Source organism: Micromonospora sp. DT178, from assembly GCF_049841695.1.
Taxonomy (GTDB): domain Bacteria; phylum Actinomycetota; class Actinomycetes; order Mycobacteriales; family Micromonosporaceae; genus Micromonospora.
The window spans coordinates 85,865-108,454 of sequence record NZ_JBNCKV010000020.1; the positions used below are offsets into that span (position 1 = coordinate 85,865).

22 protein-coding genes and 1 pseudogene are annotated in these 22,590 nt (G+C 74.2%); 15 read left to right on the forward strand and 8 right to left on the reverse strand.

The window, feature by feature from the left end; genetic code table 11:
- Window positions 1-22: 22 nt before the first annotated feature.
- The 5 genes from ctaD to ACLQ22_RS28020 form a co-directional block, all read right to left on the reverse strand.
- Window positions 23-2,023, reverse strand: coding sequence for a cytochrome c oxidase subunit I (gene ctaD / locus ACLQ22_RS28000; RefSeq protein WP_425694933.1), 2,001 nt, complete (start codon window positions 2,021-2,023; stop codon window positions 23-25).
- A 105-nt stretch (window positions 2,024-2,128) separates the two neighbouring features.
- Entirely contained in the window at window positions 2,129-2,857 is a 729-nt protein-coding gene (locus tag ACLQ22_RS28005) for an STAS domain-containing protein (protein WP_425694934.1), read from the reverse strand.
- Between the two features lie 103 nt (window positions 2,858-2,960).
- On the reverse strand, window positions 2,961-3,413 hold the full coding sequence (locus ACLQ22_RS28010) for a DUF4383 domain-containing protein (protein WP_121399249.1): 453 nt from the start codon (window positions 3,411-3,413) through the stop codon (window positions 2,961-2,963).
- Window positions 3,414-3,594: 181 nt separating this feature from the next.
- Complete coding sequence (locus ACLQ22_RS28015; protein ID WP_425694935.1) at window positions 3,595-4,752, reverse strand: glycosyltransferase; 1,158 nt, start codon at window positions 4,750-4,752, stop codon at window positions 3,595-3,597.
- A gap of 73 nt (window positions 4,753-4,825) precedes the next feature.
- Window positions 4,826-5,824 carry a glucosyl-3-phosphoglycerate synthase gene (locus ACLQ22_RS28020; RefSeq protein ID WP_370040073.1) on the reverse strand — a complete coding sequence of 333 codons (999 nt, stop codon included), beginning with the start codon at window positions 5,822-5,824 and terminating at the stop codon, window positions 4,826-4,828.
- 209 nt (window positions 5,825-6,033) lie between these two features.
- Here ACLQ22_RS28020 and ACLQ22_RS28025 point away from each other — a divergent pair, with 209 nt between their 5' ends.
- The 6 genes from ACLQ22_RS28025 (at window position 6,034) to ACLQ22_RS28050 (ending at window position 14,011) form a co-directional block, all read left to right on the forward strand.
- Window positions 6,034-7,038, forward strand: coding sequence for a Gfo/Idh/MocA family protein (locus ACLQ22_RS28025; protein ID WP_425694936.1), 1,005 nt, complete (start codon window positions 6,034-6,036; stop codon window positions 7,036-7,038).
- Window positions 7,031-8,119 (forward strand): zinc-dependent alcohol dehydrogenase, encoded by a 1,089-nt coding sequence (locus ACLQ22_RS28030; RefSeq protein WP_425694937.1) that lies wholly within the window; start codon window positions 7,031-7,033, stop codon window positions 8,117-8,119. The genes ACLQ22_RS28025 and ACLQ22_RS28030 overlap by 8 nt, the downstream gene beginning before the upstream one ends.
- 51 nt (window positions 8,120-8,170) lie before the next feature.
- The gene (locus ACLQ22_RS28035) at window positions 8,171-9,985 is read left to right on the forward strand and encodes an ABC transporter ATP-binding protein (protein ID WP_425694938.1); all 1,815 of its coding nucleotides are present in this window, start codon (window positions 8,171-8,173) and stop codon (window positions 9,983-9,985) included.
- 97 nt (window positions 9,986-10,082) lie between these two features.
- Complete coding sequence (gene secA2 / locus ACLQ22_RS28040; RefSeq protein ID WP_425694939.1) at window positions 10,083-12,374, forward strand: accessory Sec system translocase SecA2; 2,292 nt, start codon at window positions 10,083-10,085, stop codon at window positions 12,372-12,374.
- Window positions 12,375-12,559: 185 nt separating this feature from the next.
- Window positions 12,560-13,300, forward strand: coding sequence for a GAF and ANTAR domain-containing protein (locus tag ACLQ22_RS28045; protein ID WP_425694940.1), 741 nt, complete (start codon window positions 12,560-12,562; stop codon window positions 13,298-13,300).
- 198 nt (window positions 13,301-13,498) lie between these two features.
- Window positions 13,499-14,011, forward strand: coding sequence for a DUF2231 domain-containing protein (locus ACLQ22_RS28050; RefSeq protein ID WP_425694941.1), 513 nt, complete (start codon window positions 13,499-13,501; stop codon window positions 14,009-14,011).
- Window positions 14,012-14,126: 115 nt separating this feature from the next.
- Here the strand turns inward: ACLQ22_RS28050 and ACLQ22_RS28055 are convergent, their stop codons facing one another.
- Both ACLQ22_RS28055 and ACLQ22_RS28060 read right to left on the reverse strand, forming a co-directional pair.
- Window positions 14,127-15,086 (reverse strand): DUF3500 domain-containing protein, encoded by a 960-nt coding sequence (locus tag ACLQ22_RS28055; protein ID WP_425694942.1) that lies wholly within the window; start codon window positions 15,084-15,086, stop codon window positions 14,127-14,129.
- Between the two features lie 45 nt (window positions 15,087-15,131).
- Complete coding sequence (locus tag ACLQ22_RS28060) at window positions 15,132-15,530, reverse strand: ankyrin repeat domain-containing protein (protein ID WP_425694943.1); 399 nt, start codon at window positions 15,528-15,530, stop codon at window positions 15,132-15,134.
- A 64-nt stretch (window positions 15,531-15,594) separates the two neighbouring features.
- Here ACLQ22_RS28060 and ACLQ22_RS28065 point away from each other — a divergent pair, with 64 nt between their 5' ends.
- From ACLQ22_RS28065 to ACLQ22_RS28105, 9 genes are all read left to right on the forward strand, one after another.
- Complete coding sequence (locus tag ACLQ22_RS28065; RefSeq protein WP_425694944.1) at window positions 15,595-15,972, forward strand: signal peptidase I; 378 nt, start codon at window positions 15,595-15,597, stop codon at window positions 15,970-15,972.
- 91 nt (window positions 15,973-16,063) lie between these two features.
- Complete coding sequence (locus tag ACLQ22_RS28070; protein ID WP_425694945.1) at window positions 16,064-16,519, forward strand: cysteine dioxygenase; 456 nt, start codon at window positions 16,064-16,066, stop codon at window positions 16,517-16,519.
- A 110-nt stretch (window positions 16,520-16,629) separates the two neighbouring features.
- Window positions 16,630-17,124 (forward strand): rhodanese-like domain-containing protein, encoded by a 495-nt coding sequence (locus tag ACLQ22_RS28075; protein WP_425694946.1) that lies wholly within the window; start codon window positions 16,630-16,632, stop codon window positions 17,122-17,124.
- A 48-nt stretch (window positions 17,125-17,172) separates the two neighbouring features.
- Entirely contained in the window at window positions 17,173-17,727 is a 555-nt protein-coding gene (locus ACLQ22_RS28080) for a winged helix-turn-helix domain-containing protein (protein WP_425694947.1), read from the forward strand.
- 390 nt (window positions 17,728-18,117) lie between these two features.
- On the forward strand, window positions 18,118-18,720 hold the full coding sequence (locus ACLQ22_RS28085; RefSeq protein WP_425694948.1) for a winged helix-turn-helix domain-containing protein: 603 nt from the start codon (window positions 18,118-18,120) through the stop codon (window positions 18,718-18,720).
- A gap of 156 nt (window positions 18,721-18,876) precedes the next feature.
- Window positions 18,877-19,515, forward strand: coding sequence for a uridine kinase (locus ACLQ22_RS28090; protein WP_425694949.1), 639 nt, complete (start codon window positions 18,877-18,879; stop codon window positions 19,513-19,515).
- A 159-nt stretch (window positions 19,516-19,674) separates the two neighbouring features.
- Complete coding sequence (locus tag ACLQ22_RS28095; RefSeq protein WP_089000644.1) at window positions 19,675-20,073, forward strand: TraR/DksA family transcriptional regulator; 399 nt, start codon at window positions 19,675-19,677, stop codon at window positions 20,071-20,073.
- Between the two features lie 48 nt (window positions 20,074-20,121).
- Window positions 20,122-20,994: a DUF72 domain-containing protein gene (locus ACLQ22_RS28100; RefSeq protein WP_425694950.1), complete on the forward strand. Its 873-nt coding sequence runs from the start codon at window positions 20,122-20,124 to the stop codon at window positions 20,992-20,994.
- A 301-nt stretch (window positions 20,995-21,295) separates the two neighbouring features.
- A complete protein-coding gene (locus tag ACLQ22_RS28105; RefSeq protein ID WP_121397945.1) occupies window positions 21,296-21,724 on the forward strand; it encodes a DUF2267 domain-containing protein in 429 nt (142 codons plus the stop codon).
- A gap of 57 nt (window positions 21,725-21,781) precedes the next feature.
- On the opposite strand, the pseudogene ACLQ22_RS28110 reads toward ACLQ22_RS28105, so the two are convergent.
- Window positions 21,782-22,584 (reverse strand): annotated as a pseudogene (locus ACLQ22_RS28110) (DUF72 domain-containing protein).
- Window positions 22,585-22,590 lie beyond the last annotated feature (6 nt).

Here is a 22,590-nt window from a genome sequence, read left to right on the forward strand (position 1 = left end):
CCCTTTCCGCGCGTACGCCCGCTCAGCGCTCGGGGGTGTCGCCGGGCCCGCGGGGATGCCGCCAGCGGTCGTTGGCCTGCGGCTCCCGGTCGGCGCCGAGGCGGGTCTCCTCCGGCTCGTCGGTCTGCTCGAAGCTGGGCCGCCGGATGTCGTCCGGCTCGGGGACGTCCACCGGCCGGGCCCCGGACTGCGCCGCCGGCTGGTACGCGGCGGCCTCCCGCGCGCCGTGCGCCCCCTCGGCGGCCGGGGCCTCGGGCACGTGCTTCTCGCGGTGCAGCTCGTCGCGGAAGTCCTGCGGCGGCTTGGTGGTGCGCTGGGGCAGGTCCCGACCGAGGTCGGCGACGAGTGGGCCGTACTTGGCGTCGAAGGCGGGCCGCTCGGAGCGGATGCGGGGCATCCGGTCGAAGTTGCGCAGCGGCGGCGGGCAGGTGGTGGCCCACTCCAGCGAGTTGCCGAAGCCCCACGGGTCGTCGACGTTCACCATCGCTCCGTAGCGCCAGGACTTCCACGCGTTCCACATGAAGAAGAGCGTGGACGCACCGAGCACGAAGGCGGAGATGCTGGAGATGGTGTTCAGGGCGGTGAACCCGTCGTTCGGCAGGTAGTCGGCGTACCGGCGGGGGAAGCCCTCGTTGCCCAGCCAGTGCTGGACGAGGAAGGTGCCGTGGAAGCCGAGGAACATGGTCCAGAAGTGGGCCTTGCCGAGGCGGTCGTCCAGCAGCCGCCCGGTCATCTTCGGCCACCAGAAGTAGAAGCCGCCGAAGAGCGCGAAGACCACCGTGCCGAACAGCACGTAGTGGAAGTGCCCGACGACGAAGTACGTGTCGTGGGTGTGCCAGTCCGCCGGCGGGCTGGCCAGCAGCACCCCGGTGAGGCCGCCGAAGAGGAAGGTGACCAGGAAGCCGATCGCGAAGAGCATCGGCGTCTCGAAGGTGATCTGCCCCTTCCACATGGTGCCGATCCAGTTGAAGAACTTCACCCCGGTGGGCACCGCGATCAGGTAGCTGAGGATGCTGAAGAACGGCAGCAGCACCTGGCCGGTGGCGAACATGTGGTGCGCCCACACGGTCATCGACAGCACGGTGATCGCGATGGTGGCGAGCACCAGGCCGGTGTAGCCGAAGATCGGCTTGCGGGCGAAGACCGGGATGATCTCGGTGATGATGCCGAAGAACGGGATCGCGATGATGTAGACCTCGGGATGGCCGAAGAACCAGAAGAGGTGCTGGTAGAGCATCGGGCCGGCGGTCATCGGGTCGTAGACGTGGGCGTTGAGCAACCGGTCCGCGGCGAGCGCCAGCAGCGCGGCGGCGAGCAGCGGGAACACCAGGATGACCAGCACGCTGGTGAAGAGCATGTTCCAGGTGAAGATCGGCATCCGGAACATGGTCATGCCGGGCGCGCGCAGGGTGAGGATCGTGGTGATCAGGTTGACGGCCCCGAGGATGGTGCCCAGCCCCGAGACCACCAGGCCGATCACCCACATGTTGGCGCCGACGCCGGGGGAGTGCTCCTGGCTGCTCAGCGGCGAGTACGCGGTCCACCCGAAGTCGGCGGAGCCGCCCGGGGTGAGGAAGCCGCCGATCACCATCAGGCCGCCGAACAGGTAGAGCCAGTACGCGAGGGCGTTGAGCCGGGGGAACGACACGTCGGGGGCGCCGATCTGGATCGGCACGATGTAGTTGGCGAACCCGAACGCCGCCGGGGTGGCGAACAGCAGCAGCATGACCGCGCCGTGCGAGGTGAAGAGCTGGTTGTACTGCTCGGCGGAGAGGATCTGCATGCCGGGCCGGGCCAGTTCGGCCCGCATCAGCATCGCCTGGATCCCGGCGACCAGGAAGAAGCCGAACGAGGTCAGCAGGTAGAGCAGGCCGATCTGCTTGTGGTCGGTGGTGGCCAGGAAGCGGGTCAGCTTGCCGCCGGGGAGCGCCTTGCGCAGCGGCCCGGGGTAGCCGCCGAAGCGTGCCGGCGCCAGGATCGCCGGTCCTCGGTCGCGTGGTTCCGTGGTTACCCGCTTGGGCATGTGACTCTCACCCCGCCAGACGACAGATAGGACGGCGCGGCTACCCGCCCCTCATCCCATGAAACCAGGCGACAGCGGTTATTCAGGCGAGAGTGGTAAATTCGGTCAATTCGCGGGCAGTATGGCCCAGACGACCTTTCCGTCGCCGGCCGGGGCGCTGCCCCACCGCTGGGCCGTCTCGCGGACGAGCATCAGCCCCCGGCCGCCCTCGGCCTTCAGGTCGGCGGCGCCGGCCCGGACCGCGGTCCGGCTGCCGTCGGCGACCACCAGGTGCAGATACGGCCGGCGCAGGGTCAGCGTCACCTGCATCGGCGTGCCGGCGTGCCGGACGACGTTGCCGACCAGCTCGCTGAGCACCAGCGACGCCGGCCCGACGGTCTCCGGCAGGTTCCAGCGGGCGCACGCGTCGGTGACCAGCTCCCGCGCCCGCCGGCAGGCCTCCGCCACCGGTTCGAGCCGGGCCCGCAGCCGGGGCGCCGCCGCCGCGTTCGCCACCCGGGTCGCCTCGTCGCAGTCGCGGCGCACGGGCACCACCCGGCAGGCCGTCGACTGGGACAGCCAGGTCGCCGCCTCGCCCGGCGGGGCGCACAGCACGACGGGCACCGCCGGCCAGCCGGCCGCCCGACGGGCGATGGCGGCGAAGACCGAGAGGGCGAGACAGTCACGGACGGTGACGCCGGTGAGGTCGACCACGAGCGCGTCGGGCTGGCTGGCGAGGCAGCCGTCCAGCGCGTCGTGCACCGTGCGCATCGTGCCGAGGTCGAGGTCGCCACGAAGGCGTACGACGGTCACCGGCGACTCGTCGTGCACCTCGCAGGTGATCCGGCTCGGCATCGGGCGTCCTCGTTTCGCGTCGTCGGGGATCTGCGAACTACCCGGACGCGCGGAGGGTCAAACGGACCGGCCGGGGCGTCGCGCCCCGGCCGGTCACGGTGCGTCACCGACGGGTGCGGCCCCGCGTCGTCAGGATGCCGAGCGCGATCATGCCCAGGCCGAGGAACAGGTGCAGCCAGTTGTCGGCGTTGTTGACCGGGATGAAGTTGGCCCCGCTGTCGTGGTCGATCACCAGGCCGTAGAGCCAGAGCACCAGGTAGATCGCGCCGCCGCCGACCAGGTACGTCCGCGCGCCCGTGACGGTGCGGGCCAGCAGCAGCCCCGCCACCCCGAAGAGCAGGTGGACGATGTTGTGCAGCACCGAGACCTGGAACAGGCCGAGCAACTTGGCGTCGGAGTCGTGCCCGGCGAAGCGCAGGTCGCCGAAGTTGCTCGTGATGCCCGGCACGAAGCCGAGCACGCCGACCAGGAGGAAGACCACCGCCACGGCGGTGGCGGCCCGCCGGACGGGAGCCCTGCCGTCGGCCGGGTTGTGCCGGGCGCGGGAGCGCGCCATGGGACCGGTCACCGCAGTCTCCTCACTGTGCGGGAACGCTGAGCGGATGGCGCCTTCCCGCTGCTCCTACCGCCAAACCCCGCCGCCGGGGATCGCCCCGATTCACCCGTCCGGGGCCGGCACGGAAACCGGGGCCGGCCCACCGTGACGGCGGGCCGGCCCCGGGACGGGCAATCGCCGGTCAGGCCGGTTGCAGGCGTCCGGCGGCGGCGAGCTGACGGACCCGCTCGTAGAGACCCACGTACTTCTCGGCCATCACCGCGGGGGTGAAGCGCACGGCGGCCTCGCGCCGGCACTCGTCCGGATCCAGCAGATTCGCGGCCAGCAGCAGGTCGCCCAGTTCCTCCTCGTCGGTGGTGAGCAGGCCGGTGCGGCCGTGCTCGATCAGCTCGGGCAGGCAGCCCCGGGCGGTGGCCACCACCGGCGTGCCCAGGGCCAGCGACTCGACCACCGCCGTGCCGCCCGGCTCCTCCCACCGCAGCGGGAACAGCGAGGCCCGGGCGCCGGCCAGCAGGTCGTCGCGTTCCTGCCCCGCCACGGTGCCCACCCAGCGGACCAGGTCGCCGTCGACGTGCGGCGCCACCTCGTCGTAGAAGAACCGGACGTCCGGGTTCTGCCGGGCCTCGTCCCCGGCGGCGGCCAGGTCCTCCGGCCGGTGGTACGGGCCGACGGGCCCGGCGAGCACCAGCGGCACCCCCACCCGCCGGGCGAGGCGCGCGCCCACGTCCTGGCCCTTGCCCGGGTTGATCCGGCCCAGGATGATCAGGTAGTCGCCCTTCTCCGCCCGGGGCCGACGGTCCGCGTCGACGGCGAGCGGGGTGGACAGGTGCACGTGGCCCACCGAGTGCTCCCGCAACGCCCGGGGCGCGCGGGCCAGCTGCGAGGCGGAGACCCCGTTGACCCGGACCCGGTCGCCGCCGTCGACGTTGCCGTAGAGCGCCGGGTGCTTGGCCAGGTCCCAGTGCAGCGTGTGCAGGGCCGGCGGGGCGTCCGGGCCCATCGCGGCGAGCGTCGCCAGGCCGACCGCCTCCACGTGGTCGTGCACCAGGTCGATGTCGTCGCGCGAGTGCAGCGCGCGCACCACCCCGTTCAGGTGCGCCTGGGAGATGCCGCAGACCTGGTTGTACGGCCGTTGCAGGGCGTGGAACTGCCCGTCGGGGAAGACGGAGATCTTCTCGTCGACCGGAAGGGTGCTGCTGTCGACCGACGCGAGCACCACCCGGACGCCGAGGCGGCGCAGCTCCGGCACCAGCGTCGCGATCACGTTCTCGATGCCGCCGTAGCCGGGCGGCGGCACGGACAGCCACGGACCGGCGTTCATCAGGACGGTGAGGCTCATGCGGGATTCCTTCCCTCGGCGGGGGCCTGAGCCGTCCGCGCCCGGTCGTTCGCGGTCACGGGAGGTCGCGTGGTCACGCCGCGGCGACCCGTCGGCGGGGGATCCGGTGCCGCAGCTCGGCCAGAGGCGGCCGCTCCTCGACGGAGACGTCGCTGACGACGATCTCCCGGTCCAGGTTCGGCAGGGCGTCGGAGCCGCCGCGCCGGAACTGGGTCAGCAGGGCGGCGGGCATCGCGCCCGGTGCCGCCCAGCCGCGCCGCTGCAACCGCGACCAGGCGGTGAGCATGATCTGGGCCGACATCCGGCCCAGCGCGGCGGTGTCCTGGTGGCGGTGCTTGCGCTCGCCCAGGTCCACCTGGGCCAGCGCGTCCAGCCCGACCAGCTCGAGCAGGTCGATGAGCATCGCCGTCTCGACCCCGTAGCCGGAGACGAACGGCACCCGCTCCAGCACCTCCCGGCGGCCGGCGTACTCGCCGGCGAGGGGCTGCACGAAGCCCGCCAGCTCGGGCCAGAACAGGTTCAGCATCGGCCGGGCCATCAGCTCCGTCACCCGCCCGCCGCCGTCGGCCTCCACGCTCGACGCCCCGACCAGCGGGCGGTGGTAGAAGCCCTTCACGAAGTCCACCGAGGGATCGGTCAGCAGCGGACCGATCAGCCCGGTCACGAAGTGCGGGCGGAACTCGCGCAGGTCGGCGTCGATGAACGCCACGACGTCGCCCTCGGCCGCGGCCAGGCCCGCCCAGAGCGCGTCGCCCTTGCCCGTCAGCCGGGGCAGGCCCCGGGTCATCGCGTCCTGGCTGACCACCTCCGCGCCGGCGGCGCGGGCCACCTTGGCGGTGCGGTCGGTGGACCGCGAGTCCACCACGATCAGCTCGTCGACCAGCGCCACCCGTTCCATCAGGTGCTCGCGGATCGTCGACACGATCGCGCCGACCGTCGCCTCCTCGTTGCGGGCCGGCAGGACCACGCTGACCCTGCTGTCGCCCTTGGCGCGGATCAGGCGCCGCGCCGGCCAGTCACCCGCTGACGTGGTGCGGTAGGTGGCCCACGCCTCCACCACCGGTGACACCATCGTTTCCGTGTTCCGCACAGGCACCCCCAGATCGTGGCGGAAAGAAACCTTCCCTGTTTTTCCCACTACCGCGCTCGCGCTAACCGCAACATGCCTAACAGCTTGATCACGACAGTGACGTGACCGGGTTCCGCCCTGGTGAACGTTTGGTTGCGCCCACGCGGGGGGAGTGCAGTGCCGAACGCGAAACTGTGGCGAAGGGGCTCTTCATGCGCACGTGCCGGGTGGGACTGGTTGGGGCCGGCGGGGTGGCACAACGCCACGCCCGGGTGTTGGGCGGCTTCGCGGACGTGGAGCTGCTCGGGGTGACCGACGTAGTGCCGGAGGCGGCGGCGGAACTGGCGCAGGCGCACGGGGCCCGCACCTTCGGCGACGTCGACGAGCTGCTGGCCGCCGGGCCGGACGCGGTCTACGTCTGCGTGCCGCCGTTCGCCCACGGGCCGGCCGAGGAGGCGGTCGTCGCCGCCGGGGTGCCGATGTTCGTGGAGAAGCCGGTCGCCGTGGACCTGGTGACCGCCGAGCGGATCGCCGACCTGGTGGCCCGGCGGGGGCTGCTCACCGGCGTCGGGCACCACTGGCGGTACCTGCCGGTGGTGCAGCAGGCCCGGGAGCTGCTCGGCGACCGTCCGGTGCGGATGGTCAGCGGCGCGTGGTGGGACAAGGTGCCCCCGGTGGCCTGGTGGTCGCGGCGGGACCGCTCCGGCGGCCCGGTGGTCGAGCAGGCCGCCCACGTGCTGGACCTGGTCCGGTGCCTGGTCGGCGAGGCCACCGAGGTCACCGCGTACGGCAACGGGACCCCGCCGCCGGTCGACGGCGCCGACATCGACTCGGTGACCACCGCGACGCTGCGCTTCGCCGGCGGCGCGGTCGGCACGCTCACCGCCGCCTGCGTCCTCGGTTGGAAGCACCGCGCCGGACTGGAGATCCTCGCCGACGGGCTGGCCCTCTCGCTCAGCGAGGACGGGCTGGTCGTGTGCGACGCCGACGGCGAACGCCGCTTCGACGCCGACCCCGAAGCCGCCCGGGTGGCCGTGGACCGGGCCTTCGTCGACGCGGTCCGGGGCGTCGGCGACGACGTCCGCGTCCCGTACGCCGAGGCCCTCGGCACCCAGCGGCTCGCCCTCGCGGTCGCCGACTCCGCCCGCACCGGCCGGCCCGTACGGCTGGACGCGCCCGCCGCGCCGGTCGCCACGGGGGTGACCGTCGATGCGTGACCGCGTGGTGGTGGTCAGCGGCCCGGGGCAGGTGGAGCTGGTCGAGCAGGACGCCGCCGAGCTGACCGACGGCACGTTCCGGGTCGAGACGCTGTTCAGCGGCGTCTCCGCGGGCACCGAACTGAGCTACGTCAAGGGCACCAACCCCTACCTCAACGTCACCTGGAACGCCGACCTCGGGCTCTTCCAGCCGGGCGCGGCCAGCACCCCGTACCCGGTGACCCGGCTGGGCTACATGCAGGTCGGCCGGGTGGTGGAGAGCCGTACGCCGGCCGTCGCCGTGGGCACCGTCGGCGCGATGACGTACGGCCACCGCACCGGCTGGGTCGCCGACCCGGTCGCCGAGCGGTTCGTGCCGCTGCCCGAGGACCTCGACCCGCTGCTCGGCGTCTACGTCGCGCACATGGGGCCGATCTGCGCCAACGGGGTGCTGCACGCCGCCGCCGACCTGCACGGCACCGACGTGCGGTCGCTGGGCGACGGGGTGCGGGGCCGCCGGGTCGCGGTCGTCGGCAGTGGGGTGGTGGCCCTGCTCACCGCCCTGTTCGCCAAGCGGCACGGCGCCGCCTCGGTGGTGGTGCTCGACCCGACCCCGCAGCGGCGGGCGGTCGCCGAGGCGCTGGGCCTGGAGACCCTCGATCCGGAGGCCGACGACCCGGCGGTGGTGCTCAAGACCCGCTGGGCGCACGGGCCCGGCGACCGGGGCGCCGACGTGGTGTTCCAGTGCCGGGGGCAGGCGTGGGCGTTGCAGCTCGCGCTGCGCCTGCTGCGCCCCCAGGGCACGGTGGTCGACCTGGCCTTCTACCAGGCCGGCGCGGACGCGGTCCGGTTCGGCGAGGAGTTCCACCACAACGGACTGTCGCTGCGGTGCGCGCAGATCGGCCGGGTGCCGCGCGGCCTCGCGCCCACCTGGGACCGCGAGCGCCTCTCCGCCGAGACGATCGACCTGCTGCGCGCGTACGGGGACGTCATCCGCAAGCACCTCGTCTCGGCGGTGGTGCCGTTCGAGGAGGCGCCGACCCTGCTGACCGATCTCGCCGAGCGGCGCCGTCAGGAGCTCCAGGTGGTGCTGACCGTCTGAGGCCCGGCGTCGCCCCCCGGGCGGGTGGCGCGGCCCGATACCGTTCCAGCCATGACCGCCGCCGCTCCCGTCACGACCGCCGACGACTCCGTGCCGACCGCCGCCGGCGGTCCGGGCGGAGGCGTGGACGACCGGCGGGTCGGCCTCGCCGCCCTGCTGCCGTACCTGCGCGCCCACCGCGGCACCCTGGCCGTGGTGGGCGCGCTGTCGCTGGCCGGCGCGGCGGCGTCACTGGCACAGCCGCTGCTCACCCGCTCGGTGCTGGACGGGCTCTCCGGCAGCCGGGGCGTGGCCGGGCTGGTCGCGGCGCTGGTCGCCCTGGTGCTGGTGGCCGCGGCCATCGGCGGGGTGCGGGACTACCTGCTGCAACGCACCGCGGAGGGGGTCGTGCTGGGCACCCGGCGGCGGCTGGCCGGCCACCTGCTGCGGCTGCCGATCGCCGAGTACGACCGCCGCCGCACCGGCGACCTGCTCTCCCGAGTCGGCTCGGACACCACCCTGCTGCGCGCCGTGGTCACCTCCGGCCTGTTCGAGGTGGTCACCGGCGCCGTGATGGTGCTCGGCGCGGCGGGCGCGATGGTCCTGCTCGACCCGGTGCTGTTCGGGGTGACCCTGCTCGGGGTGGCCGCCGGCATCGCCATCGCGGTCGCCTTCGCCCACCGGGTGCGGGGCCTGGCCCGCGCCGCCCAGGAACGCGTCGGCGAGATGACCTCGGCGGTGGAGCGTGCCATCTCCGCCGCCCGGACCATCCGCGCGGCCCGGGCGGAGCGGCGCGAGGCCGACGCGATCGGCGCCAGCGCCGCGCAGGCGTACGCGGCGGGCCTGCGGGTGGCCCGGGTGCAGGCGTTCGTCGGCCCGGCCAGCAGCGTCACCATCCAGGGGGCGTTCCTGCTGGTCCTCGGGGTGGGCGGGGCACGGGTGGCGGCGGGCGCGATCACCGTCGGCGACCTGGTCGCCTTCATTATGTTCCTGTTCTTCCTGGTCCTTCCGCTCGGGCAGGCCGTGCACGCGTACACCCAGTTGCAGACCGGGCTGGGGGCGCTCCAGCGGATCGAGGAGATGCTCGCCGTGCCGGTCGAGGGGGCGGCCGACCGGCCCGCGACCGCCCCGGCCCGGGCGCTGCCCGGCGGGGCCCCGGCGTCCGTCGAGTTCGACCGGGTGGGCTTCGGCTACCCCGGCGGGCCGCCGGTGCTGCGCGAGGTGAGCTTCACCGTGCCGGCCGGCACCCGCACCGCCCTGGTCGGCCCGTCGGGCGCCGGGAAGTCGACGCTGCTGGCGCTGGTCGAGCGCTTCTACGAGGTCACCGAGGGCGCGCTGCGCATCGACGGGGTCGACGTGCGGGACCTGCCCCGCGACGCGCTGCGCGCCCGGATCGGCTACGTCGAGCAGTCCGCGCCCGTGCTGGCCGGCACGCTGCGGGAGAACCTCCTGATCAGCGCGCCGGAGGCCACCGAGGCCCGGCTGCGCGCGGTGCTCGACGAGGTCAACCTCGGCCACCTGGCCGAGCGTGCCCCCGAGGGGCTGGACGTGCAGGTGGGCGAGGGCGGGGTGCTGCTCTCGGGTGGCGAGCGGCAGCGGCTGGCGATCGCCCGCGCCCTGCTGGCCGGACCGCCGGTGCTGCTGCTCGACGAGCCGACCAGCAACCTCGACGCCCGCAACGAGGCCGCGCTGCGCTGGGCCATCGACGCGGTGGCCGCCCGGCGCACCCTGCTGATCGTGGCGCACCGCCTCTCCACCGTCGTCGACGCCGACCAGATCGTGGTGCTCGACGGCGGTCGGGTGGCGGCCACCGGCACCCACGACGAGCTGACCGGGACCAGCCCGCTCTACCGTGAGCTGGCCACCCACCAGCTCCTGGTGAGCTGAGCGGTCCACGCCCGCGACCCGCCCGGCGACGACACCCGCGCGGCGGCGCGCCGGGCGGGCCGCCAACGCCGGCTCCGGTCGCGTACCGTTGCCGCTCATGGGTGTGTCGCAACGCTTGAAGACCAGGTTCCGCCGGTTCCTCCAGCGCCCGGGGACGACGGTCGACCTGGGGCCGTTGGAGAAGCTGCTGCCGGCCGTCGAGGCGCGCGAGGACGAGCTGTCGGCGCTCGACGACGCCGAGCTGACCGAGGCCGCCGGCAAGGCCACGGGCTACGAGGAGATCTGCGCGATCGGCCGCGAGGCCGCCCGCCGCGGCCTCGACCAGCGGCCGTACGACGTGCAGCTGCTGGGCGCGATGGCGCTGCTCTCGGGCAAGGTCGCCGAGATGGCCACCGGTGAGGGCAAGACGCTCACCGCGACCATCGCCGCCTACGGGCACGTCCGGCTGGGCAACGGCCCGGTGCACGTGCTCACCGTCAACGACTACCTGGCCCGGCGCGACGCCCTCTGGATGGAGCCGGTCTACACCCTGCTCGGCCTGACCGTCGGCTGGGTCAACGAGGCGTCCACCCCGCAGGAGCGGCGCGACGCGTACGCCTGCGACGTCACGTACGTCTCGGTCAGCGAGGCCGGCTTCGACTACCTGCGCGACCAGCTCGTCACCGACGTGGAGGATCGGGTGCAGCCGCCGCTGCGCACCGCGATCGTCGACGAGGCCGACTCGATCCTCATCGACGAGGCCCGGGTGCCGATGGTCCTCGCCGGCTCGGTCGCCGGCGAGCAGGACCCGGTGCACGCCGCCGCCGCGCAGGTGCGGGGCCTGCGCAAGGGCAAGCACTACACGGTGGCCGAGGACGGCCGCAGCGTCGCCTTCACCGCCGCCGGCCTGGCCGCCGTCGAGGCCAAGCTCGGCATCGACCTGTACGACGAGGAGCACGTCGCGCAGCTGTCCGCGGTGAACGTGGCGCTGCACGCGCACGCCCTGCTGCACCGCGACGTCGACTACATCGTCCGCGACGGCTCCGTCGAGCTGATCGACGAGATGCGGGGCCGGGTCGCCCAGCGCCGCCGCTGGCCGGACGGGCTCCAGGCGGCCGTGGAGGCCAAGGAGGGGCTGGACGCCACCGCCGAGGGCGAGGTGCTCGGCACCATCGCCGTGCAGGCGTACATCGCGCTCTACCCCAAGGTGTGCGGCATGACGGCGACCGCGGTGCTGGTCGGCGACCAGCTGCGGGAGTTCTTCAACCTCGAGGTGGCGGTGATTCCGCCGAACACCCCGTGCGTGCGCGAGGACGAGCCGGACCGCATCTACGCCACCCGCGCGGAGAAGGAGGAGGCGCTGGTCGACGAGATCAAGCGCCACCACGAGCGCGGGCGGCCGGTGCTGGTCGGCACCCTGGACGTGAAGGAGTCCGAGGGGCTGGCGGCCGGCCTGAACGCCGCCGGGGTGCCCTGCGTGGTGCTCAACGCGAAGAACGACGACGAGGAGGCGACGATCATCGCCGAGGCCGGCGCGTACGGCGCGGTGACCGTCTCCACCCAGATGGCCGGCCGGGGCGTGGACATCCGGCTCGGCGGCAGCGACCAGGCCGACCGCGACCGGGTCGCCGAGTTGGGCGGCCTCTACGTGATCGGCAGCGGCCGGCACGACAGCCGGCGCGTCGACGACCAGTTGCGCGGCCGGGCCGGGCGGCAGGGCGACCCGGGCGGCTCGGTCTTCTTCGTCAGCCTGGAGGACGACCTGGTCGTTCGGCACGCCGGCGACGCCGTCCCCGCCTCGCCCCGGATGAACGCCGACGGCCTGGTCACCGACGACCAGGTCGAGTACGCCGTCGAGCACGCCCAGCGGGTCGCCGAGGGCGTCAACCACGAGATCCACCGCAACACCTGGCGCTACAGCGTCGTCATCGAGCAGCAGCGCAAGGCCCTCGCGGAGCGTCGGGAACGGCTGCTCACCAGCGACGTGGCGGCGCTGATGCTGCTCGACCGGGTGCCCGAGAAGGCCGGCGAGATGGACGAGGACCTGCTCGCCCGGGTCGCCCGCTCGATCGCCCTCTACCACCTCGACCGGCTCTGGACGGAACACCTCGCGGAGCTCTCCGAGGTACGCGAGGGCGTGCACCTGCGCGCCCTGGGCCGGCTCGACCCGCTGGACGAGTTCCACCGGGCGGCGGTGCCGGCGTTCAACAACCTGATCCCGGAGATCGAGCGGCGGACGATCGAGACCTTCGAGGAGACCGAGTTCGAGGACGACTGGGAGCCGGACGAGGCGAAGCTGGTGCGGCCGAGCGCGACCTGGACCTACCTGGTGCACGACAACCCGTTCGGCTCGGAGCTGGACCGGTTGATCGCCTCGGTGGGGCGGCGGCTCAGCTCCGCGTCGCGCTGACGCTGCGGGCCCCTTCCCAGCGCCTTCGGGTGCCGGAAGGGGCCCCCTTTTGCGCCGTTTCGACCCCGGTTTGCGAGGGTAGTAGGCCGGGTCCGAGGAGTCGGGAGAGACCAGACGATGGAACAGGTGACGGCGCCGGTCGGCCGCGCGGGAGCGCGCGCCGGGACGGTGGGGGCAGTGGAGCGGTGAACCTGGAGATGTGGGACCCGGCGGTGGAGCGGCTCGGCGTCCTGGAGACCGCCGCCCTGCTGCGCGAGCTGACGGCCGCGCTGATCGCGGTCGACGACTTCGACGAGGCGTTGGACGCGCTGGTGCGTACCGCCCGCGAGGCCGTGGTCGGCGTGAGCTGGTGCGGCTTCACCGCGCTGCGCGCCGGCGAACCGGCCGGGGTGGCGGCCTCCGACGTGCGCCTGGCGGGCCTGGACGACCTGCGGCACGGCCCCGACTCGCCGGCGATGGACGCGATCCGGCGGCGGGAGATGACCCTCTCCGACCGGCTGGACCGCGAGGAGCGCTGGCCGGCCTGGACGCCGCGCGCACGGGAGCTGGGCGTGCACGGGGTGATCTCCGCGCCGGTCGACGTCGACGACCAGGTGATCGGGGCGATCAACCTCTACGCCGGCGCCGCCGACCTGCTCACCCCGGGACACCAGCTCACCGCGATGCTGCTCGCCGAGCACGCCGGGCTGCTCCTCGCGGCGGTCCGCGACCGGGCACGCAAGGCGGCCGAGGCCGGGGAACTGGACCCCTCGGTGCTCGGCGACGGGGTGATCGGGCAGGCGATCGGCGTGATCATGACCCAGCGCGGCTGCGCGGCCGGGGAGGCGCTCGACGTGCTGCGCAGCGCGGCCTCGTCGCTGGACATCCCGCTGCGGGAGGTGGCCGACCGACTGGTCGCCACCGTGTCGCGCCCCCGGGACAACTGAGCCTCCTCCCGGCCGTCCGCCGCCCGTCCGGGCTCCGGTGGCGGTGGGAACCTGCTGTGGCCGGCACGGACGATCGTGGCTGGCGTGACATGCGTGTCCCGCGTGACCTGCGGGGCCGGCGGGCCGCGTGTCGTTTCGGTGTGCGGGCGCCCGGGTAGCACCCTGGACTGGTGACGCGTGCCTACCTGGGGAGGAACCATGCAGAGCCGGCTGCGGGTGCAGGGGCACCCGATCCAACCGATGCTGGTGACGTTCCCGTTCGGGCTCTTCGTGAGCGCGACCGTGTTCGACCTGACCGACGTGCTCGGCGGACCGGCCTTCCTCGGTGAGGTGGGCTACTGGACGTCCGTGGCCGCCCTGGTCGCAGCCGCGCTGGCCGCCGTGGCCGGCATGATCGACCTGTGGGACGTGCCGGTCGACCGGACCCGGCGCACGGCGATCACCTTCAACCTGGTGAACGTCGCGATGGCAGCGCTGTTCCTGGTCGCCTGCCTCGTCCGCGCGGACGCGCCGCAGCGGGGCGCCTCCGTCGTGCTGCTGCTCACCGAGCTGGTGGCCCTGGGCGTCGGCGCGGTCGGCGTCTCGCTGGGCGCCCGGCTGGTCCGCCGCTTCGACGCCGGCCGCCGGTCCGAGCCCACCACCTTCGACGCCTTCGCCGACGCCTCCGACGCCACCGTCGACCTGGCCCGCCCCCGCCCCGCCCGCCCCTAGCGGCGTCGATCATGCAGCTGTGGTGGGCGACAGAGGCCTGTTCGCACCGTTCGCGGGGCACCACAACTGCATGATCGACGTGGTTCAGGGGCGGGGAGGGTGCGGCGGGGGCGCGTCAGGGGGTGGGGTGGTGGGATTCGGCGTGGTGGGCGGCCAGGACGTCCGCGCCGAAGTCGCTGGCCGGGCGGCGCAGGACGGTGTGCGCGTGGTTGCCGTCGTCGGTGGTGTTGTCGTACTCGATGAGCAGGTCGTCGCCCTGCACGCGGTAGTAGTGGCGCCGGCCGGGCACCGTCGGGCCGGCCCAGGCGAAGTGCAGCTGCCCGGAGTCGAGCCGGCGCGCCTCCCGGACCGCCAGCTCGGGTGGGAGCCGGTCCAGGTAGAGCGCCACGAGCTGGTCCAGCAGGGCCCGCCCGGTGGGCCCGAGCCGGTCGGCGGGCACCCCGAGCGGCTCCAGCGGCCCGTCCACCCGGGGACGGGTGGCGCTGATGATGTCCCCCGGCGCCTCGTCGGCGACGATCGCCGCCGCCCGGCCCGCCGGGCCCATCGCGTCCAGCAGGGCGCGGGCCAGGTCCTCCTCCACGCCCAGCGGCCGGGAGACCGGGCGGCCGGCGTACCGGACGGTGGCCGGGTTGGCGCCGAGGAAGATCGGCGCGGGGGAGACCTGGTCGTCCACCACGGTCATGCTCACCGAGAGGTGGTGCCCCTCCAGGCGCCACGCCCAGGCGTCGTCACGGGCCGGGTCGCCGAACACGGCCACCCAGTAGTCGCCGCTGTGCCGGCCCCGACGCCAACCCTCCGCCCGGTCCAGCACCTCCTCCAGCGCGACGATGGCCATCGCCTGGGCGTACGCCGGAGGGCTCAGCGCGGTGGCCAGCAGCCGGTGCGCGGCCTTGCGCCCGGCGCGGTCGAGGTCGGCCAGGCAGACCCCGGGCCGGGGTCGCGGCCGGTACTCGAGCCAGCGGCGGGCCGCGTCGTCGTCGAACCGGTGGGTGGCCTGGGCGCGGGCGGGTTCGCCCAGCGCGGCCAGCAGCGCCGTGGCGGCGGTGCGCATCTGTTCGGGCAGCGGATCCTCCACCGACCCTGTATACCCGGCGCGGGCCGGCCCCGCCGGGCGTCGGCGTCAGGCGGTCGGTGCGGCCAGCAGCGCGAGCATCTCGGGCAGGTCGAAGAAGGTGGCGGTCTCCACCGCCGACGGGTTGCCGTGGTGCGGGTCGGCCCCGGCGGCGAGCAGCGCCCGGACGGCCTCGGTGCTGCTGCGGAAGGTGGCCGCGGCCAGCGCCGTCTGGCCCCGGTCGTTGGTCCGGGCGTGGTCGGCCCCGCGGGCGAGCAGCGCGGCGACGGTCTCGGCATGGGCGTGGTACGCCGCCAGGATCAGCAGGGTGTCGCCCTTGTCGTTGGTCAGGTTGACCGGCAGTCCCGCGTCGACGTAGTCGGCCAGTTCGGCGGTGGCCCCGTCGCGGGCCAGGTCGAACATCCGGTGCGCGAACGCCAGCGTCTCCGCGTCGAGTTCCTCACTCACCGGTCCAGGTTAGTCGGACGCCCGCTTGGTACGTTGCTCGGCCGGCGTGCTGGGGGAGGGGTCGATGGACGACAGGGTGTACGTGGGCAACGCGGGTGTGGACGGAGCGACGAACGCCGGCTGGCTGCTCGGCCACTTCATGCCCCCGGGCGACGCCCGGCACAGCGCCGAGGTCGAGGTGAAGTGGGGGGTCCATCCGGCGGGGGAGGCGCGCTCCCGATGGGCCACCCAGGAACGGCGGACGGCCCTGCTGGTGCTGGTCAGCGGCCGGTTCCGGGTCGAGTTGCCGGACCGGACGGTGGTGCTCGGCGAGCCCGGCGACTACGTGGTGTGGGGGCGGGGCGTGGACCACTCCTGGTATGCCGAGCGCGAGTCGGTCGTGTTGACGGTGCGCTGGCCGTCGGTCCCCGGCTACCGGGTGGATCCGCCGGTCCGCCGCTGACCGCGTCCCAGCTCCTGGGATTGCCTACTAAACCAATAGGGTTTGCAGCCTATGCTGGGTCGACGTACCGCCGAGCCGCACGAGGACCGCCATGCCCGACCGACGCCCACCCGACCTGCTCGCCACCGCCCGACGGTGGGCCGCCGACCCCGCCCGCTGGCCGGTGCCGCTGCGCTTCGATCCGGTCTCCCGGTGGTACGCCCGCCTCGCCCACGAACCCGACCACGAGGTGTGGGCGTTGAGCTGGCTGCCCGGCCAGGGCACCGACCTGCACGACCACGGCGGCTGCGGCGGCGCGTTCCTGGTCGTCTCCGGAGTCCTGACCGAGGAGACGGTCGACGGGGGCGTGCTCCGCCCGCACCGGCTGGCGGCCGGCTCCGGCCGTCGCTTCGGCCCGCGGCACGTGCACCTGGTGTCCAACCGGGCCGACGAGCCGGCGGTGAGCGTCCACGTCTACCGGCCCGCGCTGCGCCGGATGACCAGCTACCGGCTCGCCGACGGCCGGCTGCGCGTCGCCGAGGTGGCCGAGGCCGGAGTCGCCTGGTGAGCGCGACGCGGGGCCGCCCGGGCCGCCCGCCATCCCCGGCGCGCCGCCCGCCCCGCGCCGGCGGACCGCCGTCGTACGTGAACCGTCAGCAACCAGTGGAGGGAACGACCATGCCGCAGACCGACGACCCGCAGGCGTGTCCGGCCCCGGTGGCGCCGCCGGGCTCCCGGGGCATCGACGAGATCCTGGCCGCCGCCCGGGCGCGGCTGGGCCGGCTGGACCCGGAGCGCGCGCACCTGGCGCACCGGGGCGGGGCCCTGCTGGTCGACATCCGCCCGGCCGCCCAGCGGGCCGCCCACGGCACCGTGCCCGGCTCGCTGGTGATCGAACGCAACGTGCTGGAGTGGCGGTTCGACCCCCGCTGCCCGGCCCGGCTGCCCCAGGCGGTCGGCTACGACCTGCGGGTGGTGGTGATCTGCCAGGAGGGCTACACCTCGTCGCTGGCCGCCGCCGCACTCCAGGATCTCGGGCTGCGCCACGCCACGGACGTCGTCGGCGGCTTCGTCGCCTGGCGGCTCGCCGGCCTGCCCGTGCTCGGCCCCACCCCGCCGCAGCCCACGTCCACCCCCGCGCCCCCGGTGACCGCCGGCCGGGCGCCGTCCTGACCGTCACGCTCCACCGGGCGTGGCGGCACCGCCGCCGCAGGAGGCTCCATGTCCGTCGTCGCCATCCCCACCCGACACCACTCGACCGCGCGCCCCGAGCGGATCGGAGCGGTCCGACCGCGTTCCGCCCCGTCCGTCACCATCACCCTCGACCTCGTCCCGGGGCCGGTGAGCCCCCGCCTGGCCCGGCTGCTGGAGCTGATCGGCGAACTCGCCGAATCGGGGGAGGGGCGGCTGGGGCCTGGCGTCGCCGAGCACCGGCCGGCGGCGCCCCGGCCGGTGCCGGCCATCGTGGACCCGCACGCGATCCGGATCGCCACCGACTCGCGGGTGGTCCACCAAGGCTCCCGCGTGATCCCGCTGACCCGCATCGAGTACGACCTGCTGCTGTTCCTGGCGGAGCGGCCCCGCCGGGTGTTCACCCGGCTCCAGCTGCTGAGCCGGGTGTGGGGCTACGAGCACGCGGTGGCGCGTACCGTCGACGTGCACGTCCGCCGGCTGCGGGCCAAGCTGGACGCGGACATGCCGGTGGTGACCACCGTCTACGGGGTGGGCTACCGCCTCGCCGACGAGGCCCGCATCGAGATCGAGCGCAGTCGCTGACGGCGCCACCCGCGCGGCGTGCCCGGCTCCGGGCGCGCCGCGCCGCCGCGTCCGGGCCCCGGCGTCCCGTCCCCGGTACGCCGCGCGCCACCCCCGGTCGCGTGGCCGCGGCCCTCCGGCGGGCCGACCCGATCCACGTTCATCCATTCGCGGCGCGCACCCGCGCCGACCACCGTGAACCGGGCGGGCACCCCCCTATCGGGTCAACCCGGCGGCTCTGCTGTAATCATCAGGCTTCGTACGCAGAGCGAGCATCCGGCTCCGATGCGTTCGTCAATTGTCACATTCATGCAACGCAGCCGCCCCTTGACCCTCGCCCGGGCGCCGGGAAGCATCGATGGAGCGGCGTCCCGGGCCGTGGGGAGATACCCGGACCAGCCAAGGAGGACCATGTCGGTCAGCCCCGCCTCGTCGCGCGCCGGATGGCATACGTCCCAGCCCGCTGTTCCCGGTCGACCCCCGGGGGGCCAGCGTCGCCCCGCCAACACCGCCGCACCGATGCTCACGGTGACCCTGAACATCCCGTTGGCATCCGAGGAGTCGCTGACCCCGCCCGCCCGACGGCTGCTGGAGGCCGCCCGGGAGATGCTGGAACGCGGCGAGGGCACCGTCATCACCGCCACCGTCGAACGCCGCCCCGACCCGGTGCCCGCCGGCCGCGCGCCGTCGCGCCCGGTCGCCGCCACCATCCCGACCCTGCACATCCTCGCGTCGTCCCGGTCGGTGCTGCGCGACGGCGAGCCGCTGCCCCTGACCCGGCTGGAGTTCGACCTGCTGCTGCACCTCGTCGCCCACCCCCGCCGGGTCTTCACCCGGTTGCAGCTGCTCAACGCGGTCTGGGGCTACGAGCACGCCGGCGTGCGCACGGTCGACGTGCACGTCCGCCGGCTGCGCGGCAAGGTCGGCGTCGACGTCCCGCTGGTCACCACCGTCTACGGCGTCGGCTACCGGCTCGCCGACGACGCCCGCGTCACCATCGACCGCAACGGCTGACGCCGCCCACCGCCCACCGCGCGCCCACCACGGACGCACGGCGGCCCACCGCGTCACCACCGCCCGCCGCGTCCACCGCCGACGCGGCCGACGCCGCCCGCCGCGTCCTCGTGCGGGCGGGCCCGTGCGGGACGGCCGGCGGGGCACCATGGTCGGATGCGGATTCGACCCATCTCCCCGGAGCTGCTCGTCGCCGAGCTGACCGAGCGCCTCGCCGGCACCGACGCCCCCGGCCGGCTGCGGGTGGCCGTCGACGGCGCGCCGGCGGCCGGCCCGGACGAACTCGCCGCCGCGCTGGTCGACCCGCTGCGCGCGCTCGGTCGGCCCGCCCTGCACGTCCGCGCCGCCGACTTCCTCCGCCCCGCGTCGGTGCGCCTGGAGTTCGGCCGGACCAACCCCGACGCGTTCTACGAGGGCTGGGTCGACGAGCCGGGGCTGCGCCGGGAGGTGCTCGACCCGGCCGGGCCCGGCGGCTCGGGGCGGGTGCTGCCCTCGCTGTGGGACGCCACCGCCGACCGGGCCAGCCGCGCCGCGTACGTCGACCTGCCGCCCGGGGGCGTCCTGCTGGTCAGCGGGGCGCTGCTGCTCGGCGGGGGCCTGCCCTTCGACGTCACCGTCCACCTGGTGCTCTCCCCGGCCGCCCTGGCCCGGCGCACCGACCCCGCGCAGCGGTGGACGCTGCCGGCCTTCGCCCGGTACGCCGACGAGGTCGCCCCGGCCTCGTTCGCCGACGTCGTGGTCCGCGCCGACGATCCCCGGCACCCGGCGCTGGTGGAGTCCACGGTGTCGCCCTGACGCCGTGACGCGGCGAAAAATCGTCGGTTTGAGCGTCGGCCCGCCGGGGTATTCGCCCGGCTCACAGAGCGCGGGTGATCCGCCCGCGCACAGACACCACGGGGCTGGGCGCACGTACCGGTGCCCCGGCGGATTTTCAGGCCAGAAAGGCAGGCAGCGATGCTCGTCCACGACACGATCGGTACGGGCCGATCCCAGGCGGAGATCGACCAGATCCGGCGCTCCCTGCAGGCCCGCTACGACGAGCTGTCCGCGGAGTACGAGCAGGCGGTGCTCCAGAGCCAGGTGCTGCGGCTGGTGGAGGTGGGTGACACCGCCGGCGACGACCAGGCCGACAGCGGCACCAAGACGGCCGAGCGGGACACCGCACAGTCCCTGCTGCGGACCATCCTCGACCGCCGCGCCCAGTACGAGCACGCCCTCACCCGGCTGGAGGAGGGCACCTACGGCTTCTGCGAGGGCTGCACCTCGGCGATCCCGGTCGAGCGGCTGGAGATCTTCCCCTCCGCCACCACCTGCGTGCAGTGCAAGCAGAACCGGGAGCGTCGGGCGGCCTGATCCCCGCCAACGGTTGCCGGTCGGTCCGGAACGCGGCGAGGTCGACTGATGGGTGAGATCAAGGTCGGCACCGCCTCCTGGACCGACCGGACGTTGCTGGACTCCGGCTGGTATCCGCAGACCGCCGACACCCCGGAGAAGCGGCTGGCGTACTACGCCCGCCAGTTCCCGCTGGTCGAGGTCGACGCCACCTACTACTCGCCGCCCGCCGAGCGGACGGCGAGACTGTGGGCCGAGCGCACCCCGGCCGGCTTCACCTTCAACGTCAAGGCGTTCAGTCTGCTCACCGGGCACCCGACCCGGGTCGGCGCGCTCTACAAGGACCTCCGGCCGGACACGGGGAAGAAGAACCTGTACCCGGACGACCTGCCGCCGCAGGCGTACGAGGAGGTGTGGACGCGCTTCCTCGCCGCGCTGGACCCGCTGGTGGAGGCGGGCAAGCTCGGCGCGCTGCTGTTCCAGTTCCCGCCCTGGTTCACCATCAAGCGGGACAACAAGCAGTACCTGCTGGAGGTGGCGAAGCGGTGCGCCCCGCTGCGCCCGGTCTACGAGTTCCGGCACGCCTCCTGGTTCGACGGCGACAACGCCGGGGAGACCCTCGCCTTCCTGCGCGAGCACCGGCTGGCGTACGTCTGCGTGGACATGCCGCAGGGGCACCGCTCGTCGGTGCCCCCGGTGCTGGCCGCCACCGCGGACCTCGCGGTGGTCCGCTTCCACGGGCACAGCGACAAGTGGACCAGCAAGGACATCCACGAGAAGTTCGGCTACCGCTACGCCGACCGGGAGCTGCGCGACTGGGCGCCGAAGCTGCGCGAGCTGGCCGACTCCGCCCGGGAGACGCACGTGCTTCTCAACAATTGCTACCGGGACTACGCGCAGACCAACGCCGCCACCCTCGCCGGGCTGCTCGACGCCGACTGAGCCGGGCGTTTCACCCCGTCGGGGTGAGGGCCGCTCACCCCGACGCCGCGCAGCATGGGCGGTGTGTGCGGTCGACCGTGGCCGCGGAAGGCGACACCACGGAGGTGGGTGGAGATGACGGTTCGGGTGGCACCGGGTCGACGACGCGGCGCCGTGCTGCACGTCGTCGGGTCGTCCGCCGAAGCCCGGTGGGCGCCGCGCCCCGCCCGGGTCGGCCCGACCCGGCAGCCGCGCGGCCCGGTGGGGCCGCCGCGACGTGACGACGACCGACGGTGGGAGACCGACGTACGGGGGTGGAGAGATGGCTGAGCAGCTGCATTCCGCGTTCGAGTCCTCGATGGACAAGACTAACCTGATCCTCAAGGACATCGAGCAGGCCTACGGCTGGCCCAAGGAGCAACGCAACCAGTCCTACTGCGCGCTGCGCACGGTGCTGCACCTGCTGCGCGACCGGATGCCGGTGCAGGAGAGCGTGGAGTTCGCCGCGCAGCTGCCGGTGCTCGTGCGCGGGATCTACTTCGACGGCTGGAAGCCGTCGGACGTGCCGATCAAGCTCAACCGGGACGACTTCCTGCTGGAGGTCCGGCAGGGCTTCCCGTACGACGTCGAGGGCGGCCCGGAGCGCGTGGTGCAGGTGGTGCTCGACACCCTGCGCCGGCACGTGACCCAGGGCGAGTGGGAGGACGTGAAGGCCACGATGCCCAAGGACATGGCCAACATCATTCCCTGACGCGCCGCTCGTCCGCGACGGTCCGCTCCGCCCCCGGTGGAGCGGACCGCGTGCCGTTCACGCCGGCGCGCTCGGCGCCACCGCCTCGCCCCGGTCGTCGGGCGGCGGCGTCCCGGGCACGCGGCTGACCGACCGGCCGGCCCGGCGGGCGAGCGCGGCGAAGGCGGTCGCGTCGACGATGGCGGCGCCGCCGGGGTCGTTGTTGAAGTAGACGTACGCGGGCTCGTCGTCGCCGAACGCGTCGGCGAGCCGGCGTACCCAGGAGGCGAGCGAGGTGCGGCCGTACCGGGGCCAGGGGTTGGCCCGCCCCTCGTGCAGGCGCAGGTAGCCGAAGTCGGCGGTGCGCCAGCGGGCGCGACGGGCCGACCGAGCCGGTCCGCCCAGACCAGTGCCGCCCGCCGCCGCTCCAGCACCGCGCGGGTGGCGTCGGTCTACCACGACGGGTGCCGCGGCTCGACGGCGACCCGCACGTCGGCGGGGAAGAGCCGCAGCGTGGCGTCCAGCGCCGCCGGGTCGGCGGGCAGGTTCGGCGGCAGCTGCACCAGCACGGGCCCGAGCCGGTCGCCGAGCGCGGTGGCCCGGCCCAGGAAGCGGGCCACCGGCTCGGCGGGGTCGCGCAGGCGCTTGACGTGGGTGAGGTAGCGGCTCATCTTCACCGCCACGCAGAAGTCGTCGGGGGTGCGGGCCCGCCAGGCGGCGAAGGTGTCGCGCTCGGGCAGCCGGTAAAAGGCGTTGTTCACCTCCACCGTGGCGAACCGGGCGGCGCAGTGCTCCAGCCAGAGCCGCTGCGGCAGCCCGGTCGGATAGAAGGGGCCCCGCCAGTCGCGGTACTGCCAACCCGAGGTGCCGAGCAGGATCATCCGTCG